This is a genomic window from Sphingomonas sp. (assembly GCF_048594985.1).
GTDB lineage: Bacteria > Pseudomonadota > Alphaproteobacteria > Sphingomonadales > Sphingomonadaceae > Sphingomonas_I.
In genome coordinates, this window is the sequence record NZ_JBMDXG010000256.1 from 1 (window position 1) to 6,323 (window position 6,323).

General features: G+C 69.2%; 6 protein-coding genes. 2 read left to right on the forward strand and 4 right to left on the reverse strand.

All coding sequences use genetic code 11. From position 1 onward, the window contains the following. The coding region (locus tag ACOJSF_RS10380) for a PAS domain-containing protein (RefSeq protein WP_420142133.1) at positions 1-923 on the reverse strand (923 nt) is incomplete at its 3' end. Positions 924-1,026: 103 nt separating this feature from the next. Here ACOJSF_RS10380 and ACOJSF_RS10385 point away from each other — a divergent pair. Beyond that, positions 1,027-2,610: a peptide chain release factor 3 gene (locus ACOJSF_RS10385; RefSeq protein WP_420142134.1), complete on the forward strand. Its 1,584-nt coding sequence runs from the start codon at positions 1,027-1,029 to the stop codon at positions 2,608-2,610. Positions 2,611-2,634: 24 nt separating this feature from the next. On the opposite strand, the gene ACOJSF_RS10390 is transcribed toward ACOJSF_RS10385, so the two are convergent. After that, a complete protein-coding gene (locus ACOJSF_RS10390) occupies positions 2,635-3,402 on the reverse strand; it encodes a GDSL-type esterase/lipase family protein (RefSeq protein WP_420142135.1) in 768 nt (255 codons plus the stop codon). A gap of 134 nt (positions 3,403-3,536) precedes the next feature. Between ACOJSF_RS10390 and ACOJSF_RS10395 the strand changes: the two genes are divergently transcribed. Then, positions 3,537-3,986 (forward strand): RrF2 family transcriptional regulator, encoded by a 450-nt coding sequence (locus ACOJSF_RS10395; protein WP_420142136.1) that lies wholly within the window; start codon positions 3,537-3,539, stop codon positions 3,984-3,986. 22 nt (positions 3,987-4,008) lie between these two features. Here the strand turns inward: ACOJSF_RS10395 and ACOJSF_RS10400 are convergent, their stop codons facing one another. Together ACOJSF_RS10400 and ACOJSF_RS10405 are read right to left on the reverse strand one after the other, a co-directional pair. Continuing rightward, positions 4,009-5,880, reverse strand: a complete 1,872-nt coding sequence (locus ACOJSF_RS10400) for a M1 family metallopeptidase (RefSeq protein ID WP_420142137.1) — start codon at positions 5,878-5,880, stop codon at positions 4,009-4,011. Between the two features lie 68 nt (positions 5,881-5,948). Next, on the reverse strand, positions 5,949-6,323 hold a 375-nt coding region (locus ACOJSF_RS10405), incomplete at its 5' end, for an SMP-30/gluconolactonase/LRE family protein (protein ID WP_420142138.1).

Here is a 6,323-nt window from a genome sequence, read left to right on the forward strand (position 1 = left end):
TTCTTCACGCGATGATTGAGCTCGTTGACGACGAGGCGGAGGTGCTCCTCGACGCGGTGGCGTTCGGTCACGTCGCTGGCCGCGCCGAACCATTCCACGATCTCGCCCTGTTCGTCCCGGATCGGCACTGCGCGCGAGAAGACCCAGCCGTCGCTGCCGTCCATCCGGCGGACGCGATGTTCGAGCTGGAACACGCCGCCGGTCCGTGCCGCTTCGCGCGCCGCCGCGTCGACGCGCGCCCGATCCTCGGGCGACACATAATCGTCGAGCCATGAGCCGGTCGGCCGGTCGGCATCGGCCAGCATGCCGCGCCCGTGCAGCGCGCGCATCTCGCTCCAGTCCGGGCTCATCCGATACACCATGTCGGACGTGGCGTTGACCAGCGCGCGGAACTTCGCCTCGCTTTCGCGCAGGCGGCGCGCCGCCGGGACGCGCTCGGTCGTCTCCAGCACCAGCGCGATCACGCCGGCCGGCTTGCCGTCCTCGCCCAGCACGGGTGAGTAATCCAGGTTCATCCACACCGGTTCGGGCCGCCCGTGCCGTTCCAGCGTGAGCTGTTCGTCGCGGAAAGCGAGCGAGCCGCCCGCCAGCCCGATCCGCAGCACCTTGTCGTTGAACGCGGCCACCTCCGGCCAGCCCTCGCGCACCTTCTGGCCCAGCAGGCGGGGGTGGCGGCTGCCGGCGAAGGTCGAATAGGGGGCGTTGTAGATCATCACCCCGTCCTCGCCCCACAGCAGGACGATCGGCACCGCCGACAGGAGCATCAGGCTGACGGTGGTCTTCAGGCTCTGTGGCCAGCGCGCGATCGGGCCCAGGCTGGTCGCCGACCAGTCATGCGCACGGATCAGCGCGCCCAGCTTGCCGCCGCCAGTGAGGAAGGCGAGGTCTGCCGCGCTCTCTTTCTCCGCCTCGTTCAACCGCATGGCTCCCAATTGCCCGCGTAACGGGTCGCGTCGCATATTGATCCAGAGCAACTTTCTCCTGACAGGTGACGCTTGTGCCACGGGCTGCTAGGCGCGCGGCCTTATGGCATCGCCCGATCATCCCCAGCGCCGCACCTTCGCGATCATCTCCCACCCTGACGCCGGCAAGACCACGCTGACCGAAAAGCTGCTGCTGGTGGGCGGCGCGATCCACACGGCGGGGGAGGTGCGCGCGCGCGGACAGGCACGCCGCGCCCGCTCCGACTGGATGAAGATCGAGCAGCAGCGTGGCATTTCGGTCACGTCCTCGGTGATGACCTTCGAACGCGACGGGCTTGTCTTCAACCTGCTCGATACGCCGGGGCACGAGGACTTTTCGGAAGACACGTACCGCACGCTGACCGCGGTCGATTCCGCCGTGATGGTGATCGACGCGGCGCGCGGTATCGAGGCGCAGACCCGCAAGCTGTTCGAGGTCTGCCGCCTCCGCAACGTGCCGATCGTCACCTTCGTCAACAAGGTCGATCGCGAGGGGCGCGCGCCGTTCGAGATTCTGGACGAGGTCGCCGATGCGCTCGCGCTCGACGTCTGCCCGATGAGCTGGCCGGTCGGCATGGGCGGCACGTTCGAAGGCATTTACGACCTCGCGAAGAACGTCCTTCACCGCCCGGCGGCCGACGCGACCGGCGCGTTCGAGGGGGACAGCGTGCCCGTGGGCGGGCTCGACGATCCCGATCTCGACAGCCTGCTCTCGGCCGACGGCGTGGCGCTGCTGCGCGAGGAGGCGGAACTGGCGCAGGCGGGCTATGCGCCGATGGATGTCGCGGCCTATCGCGCGGGCGACCTGACGCCGGTCTATTTCGGCTCCGCACTCAAGGATTTCGGTGTCGAGCAGCTGATCGATGCGCTCGAAACCTTCGCCCCTCCGCCGCGCCCGCAGCCGGCCGAGCCGCGCGTGGTCGAGCCCGACGAGGGGCAGGTCGCGGGCTTCGTGTTCAAGGTGCAGGCGAACATGAACCCGCAGCATCGCGACCGTGTCGCCTTCATGCGGCTGTGCGCCGGCCGCTTCCGGCGCGGCATGAAGCTGGCGCAGGTCGGCACCGGCAAGACGATCGCGGTCCACTCGCCGCTCCTGTTCCTCGCGCGCGACCGCGAGCTGGCGGAGGAGGCGTTTCCGGGCGACATCATCGGCATCCCAAACCATGGGACACTGCGCGTCGGCGACACGTTGACCGAGGGCGAGGAGCTACGCTTCACCGGCATCCCCAATTTCGCCCCCGAAATCCTGCGCCGCGTGCGGCTGGCCGATCCGACCAAGACCAAGCAGCTCCGCAACGCGCTCAACGACATGGCGGAGGAGGGGGTGATGCAGGTCTTCCACCCGCAGATCGGCTCGAACTGGATCGTCGGCGTCGTCGGCCAGCTCCAGCTCGACGTGCTGATCAGCCGCCTCCAGGCCGAATATAAGGTCGATGCGGGGTTCGAACCGAGCCCGTGGGACACGGCGCGCTGGATCACCGCCGACGACGCCAAGACCCTCGATGCGTTCGTGGGCGAGCATCGCTCCGCCATGGCCGAGGATCGCGACGGCGCCCCCGTGTTCATGGCGAAGGATGCGTGGGAGCTGAACTACGTCTCGGGCCGCTTCCCCGCGATCCGCTTCCACGCCACCAAGGAGCGTCGCTGACTGTCCGGTAAGACGCGCGGGCGCTTACTCGCTGGCGAGCCGGGGCGGTGTCGGAAGCGCCAGCGCCGCCTTGATCGCGCGCTCGGCCACCGGCGCCATCGCGGCATAGCCCGCCGTCGTCGGATGGACGTGGTCGGACGCGAAGCCGTCACGCATCCCCAGCCCGTCCGGCGCCTTGAGCGCGGTCCAATAGTCGGCATAGATGCAGCCCGATCGCGCGGCATATCCGCGCAGCCATATGTTCATCGCCACGATCCTGTCGGCGGGGGCCACGCCCGGCTTCCAAGGAAACTGGTCGGCGGGCGGGATCGAGGCAAGGATCACGCGGATGCCGTTGGCCTGCGCCAGTTCGACCATCGATCGGATGTTGCCCTGCGTCTGCTCGGGGGTCATTGGGCCGGTATTGGCGGCAATGTCGTTGGTCCCCGCCATGATCTGAACCACGTCGGGCTTCAGCGCGATCACGTCCTGCCGGAAACGGACCAGCATCTGCGGCGTCGTCTGCCCGCCGATCCCGCGCCCGATGCGGCCGGGGACGAAGAAGTCGGCGCCTTTCTCCACCCACCCTTCGGTGATCGAATCGCCCATGAAGACGATGCGGGGCTGTCCGGGCGTCGGCACGAGCGCGGCGTTAGCCTGCTGGTAACGCCCGAGGAAGGGCCAGTCGCGATTGAGCCGCTCATGCCAGGCGACGCTCCACGCGCTGTTCGGGTCGAGCGCCATCTGCGCCAGCCCGACCGCCGATCCCGCCAGCGCGATCCCGATCGCCCCCGCCACCATCCACGCGCGCATCCTCTTCTCCTTGCCCGTCCGATTGCCCGGATCGCCCTTGCTGCGGCCATCGTCGCGCCGTCCCGCCGCCCGGTCCAGCGATTTCGTGTCGCGCGCGGCTTGGCAAGCACCCCGCGTCGCGCCTAAGCGCGGTCATGCTGTCACAGAAGGCCCGTTATGCGCTCCGCGCGTTGCTCCACCTGGTGGAGAATGCCGGGACCAAGCCGATCCAGCTCAGCGAGGTCGCGACGGCGCAGGTGATCCCGCGCAAATATCTCGAATTCATCATGGTCGATCTGAAGAAGGCCGGGCTGGTCAACAGCCGGCGCGGCCCCGGCGGCGGCTATGTGCTGGCGCGCCCCGCGTCGGAGATCAGCTTCGTCGAGGTGATCCGCGCGATCGACGGCCCGATCGCGCTCGTGCCCTGCGCCAGCGAGAATTTCTACCAGCGCTGCGGCGATTGCCATGACGAGGCGACGTGCGCGATCCGCCGCGTCCTCGCCCGCGTCCGCGACAGCGCGGTCGACATTCTGGGGAACACCTCGCTCGCCGACGCCGCCAACACCGAACTGGCGGCGGAGGGTAGGGGCCCGGTCGCCGCGTGACGCGACCGGCGCGCCGTCGTTTCTATTCCTTCCGCCCCAATATCTTGTCGACCGACGCCGCCGTGACGGGGTGATAGACCGGCCGCGCGCGCGCATAGATGCGCCGCGCGATGGGCATGCCCCAGTCGCCTTGCTCGGCAAGCGCGCGATAGACCGGGCGGATCAGCAGCATCCGGCCGATGCGCGGCAGATATTCCTCCGCCGATGCGACCGCCGGCGGATAACGGTTGCCGATCGCCAGCACGAGCCAGGCCGAGCGGACATAGGCGTTGGGCGAGGCGGACAGGCCGAGCGTCCGGTCCAGCTCCGCCAGCCGCGCCTGCGGCAGCGTGCGCGGCAGGCCGTTGAGGAAGCGCTGCCATTCCTGCGTGCCCCAGCCGGCCGTCGGCAGCGACGCGATCGGCGCGCCGGCCTCCACCGCCCTGATCGATTCGTCGACCTTGGCGAGCGTCGCCGACCGCACATGCACCGCACTGTCGGGCAGGCCGGGCTTGTACGCCCAGTCGTCGAGCTTCAGCTTCGCCTCGAGGTCCCTGTCGCCGCGGATCAGGTTGGCGCGCAGGTCCGCCAGGAAGCCCGCGGTGGTCTGCGGCTGAAAGGCATGGCGATCGAAATAGGAGCGCAAATAGGCGTCCCACCGGGCGCGCCCCACCGTCCGCTCGATCGTGCGCAGGAAGGTCGATCCCTTGTCGTAGGCCAGCTGGCCGTACAATTCCTCGGGCTCGCCGTGCAGGCGCGTCGCCGCCGGCTTGGCCTCCTTAAGATCGCGCTGCAGATCGTCCCACGACAGGTCGGCCAGCGTCGCCGCGCGCTCGGTGCCGTAGACGATCTCGTCGATCCGGTTCTCGAAATAGGTGGTGAAACCTTCGTTGAGCCACGTGTCGGACCAGGTCGCGTTGGTGACCAGATTGCCCGACCAGCTATGCGCCAGTTCGTGTGCCACCACGTCGACATTCGCCTTGTCGCCAGTGAACATCGTCGGCGTCAGGAAGGTCAGCGTCGGGTTCTCCATTCCCCCGTACGGGAAGGAGGGCGGCAGCACGAGCAGGTCGTAGCGGCCCCAGCGATACGGGCCGTACAGGCTCTCCGCCGCCGTCACCATCTTCTCCGTATCGTCCAGCTCCTTGGCGGCCGCCGCCAGCGTCACCGGTTCGGCATAGACGCCGGTGCGGGGCCCGAGCGGGCGGAAGGCGATGTCGCCGATCGCGCTCGCGATCAGGTAGGGCGGCACCGGATGCGTCATGCGGAAGCGGTAGCGCTTCATCCCGGCCGGGCCGGGTTCGCCCTTGGGGGTCAGCCGCTCGCCGCTCATCACCGCCGTCAGGTCGGCCGGGACGGCGATGCGCGCCTCCCACGTCTGGCGGATGCCGGGGCTGTCCTGCGTCGGGATCCAGCTCCGGTTTTCGATCGCCTGCCCTTGGCTGAACAGATAGGGCTTGCGCTTGCCGGCGGTGAGTTCGGGCGGCAGCCAGCCGAGCGCGCTGGCGCTGGGTTGCGAACGATAGCCGATCACGATCCGCCGCGCGGTGCCGATCCGCACGGTCAGCGGCGCGCCCTTATAGGTATCGGCCTTGCCGACCGACCAGTTCAGGCGATTGCCGCGCGCATCGGTGATCGTGTCGATCACCAGCCCCTTGTCGTCGAGGACGACCTCCTTCGCGCCTGGTGCTGCAAGGATGTCGAGCGTCGCGGTGCCGCGCATCTGCTTGCTGGCGAAGTCGGCGGTCAGGTCGAGCGCGACGTGCGTCACGCGCGCGATCTCCGGCCGGGCATAGGTCAGCGCGTCGCGCGCCTCGGCGGTGGTCAGGATCGGCGCGGGGGTGGCGGGCGCGGCGAGGGCAGGGGCGCCCGCGCTCACGAGAAGGAGCGCGGCAAGCGCGGACAGGCGGTTCATGCCCAGAGCCTAGCAGGACGCGCGCGGAAGGCCAGCACCCCCCGCGCGCAATACCCACGCCTCCGGCCTCAGGCGCGCCAGCCGTTGATGCGCAACGGCATCCGCAGCACGCGATCGTTGGCGGTCATGAACAGGGTCCGCCCGTCCTCGCCGAAGCAGCAGTTCGCGATCGGCCCGCCATGCTCGATCAGCCCCAGCTTTTCGCCCTCGGGCGTCAGGATCCACATGCCCCCTGGGCCCGAACAGAACATCGTCCCGTCCGCCGCGATCTTCATCCCGTCGGGATTGCCGGGCCCGTCCCACGTCGCCGTGTCGAGGAACAGGCGCGAGGGGCCCGTGGGCAGCCCGTCGGGGCCGAGGTCGAGCACGATGATCTTGCCCGCGCCCTGTTCCGAGTTGGAGACGAACAGCCGCCGCTCGTCGGGCGACAGCGCCACGCCGTT

Bases quoted from the DNA above. Each gene is read 5' to 3' on its own strand.
- ACOJSF_RS10390 (WP_420142135.1), bottom strand. From the start codon at position 3,402: ATGCGCGCGTGGATGGTGGCGGGGGCGATCGGGATCGCGCTGGCGGGA.
- ACOJSF_RS10385 (WP_420142134.1), top strand. From the start codon at position 1,027: ATGGCATCGCCCGATCATCCCCAGCGCCGCACCTTCGCGATCATCTCC.
- ACOJSF_RS10395 (WP_420142136.1), top strand. From the start codon at position 3,537: ATGCTGTCACAGAAGGCCCGTTATGCGCTCCGCGCGTTGCTCCACCTG.
- ACOJSF_RS10400 (WP_420142137.1), bottom strand. From the start codon at position 5,880: ATGAACCGCCTGTCCGCGCTTGCCGCGCTCCTTCTCGTGAGCGCGGGC.